At 61.6% G+C, this 305-nt stretch carries 1 protein-coding gene; it reads left to right on the forward strand.

Features of this window, described 5'->3' with window-relative positions; all coding sequences use genetic code 11:
* Positions 1–305, forward strand: a 305-nt coding sequence (locus EN824_RS34370) for an FCD domain-containing protein (RefSeq protein WP_135933222.1), incomplete at both ends; no start/stop codon positions are given.

The following is a 305-nucleotide window of genomic DNA, read 5'->3' on the forward strand; positions in this document are numbered from 1 at the left end:
GTTCGCAAGCCGATCTCGTCGCGCTCAGGCACTGGCTAGAGGAGATGGATCGCACCAAGCTCGGCCAGGATGTGGGCGTCGCCGCAGACATCGAGTTTCACCGTGCTGTCGCGGCAGCAAGCGGCAATGGCAAGGTCGCGGACTTCCAGCGTTACCTGTCCCTGCTGCTCAACCAAAGCGTGACGATCGCCCGCATTAATACTCTGAAGCAACGAGGGCCGGCGCACGTCGATGGTGTCATCGGTGAACACCGCGACATCTTTCATGCCATCGATGCCGGTTCGGCCGCTGACGCACGTAGTGCC

Origin of the sequence: Mesorhizobium sp. M8A.F.Ca.ET.181.01.1.1 (genome assembly GCF_004792025.1) — a bacterium.
Lineage (GTDB): Bacteria > Pseudomonadota > Alphaproteobacteria > Rhizobiales > Rhizobiaceae > Mesorhizobium.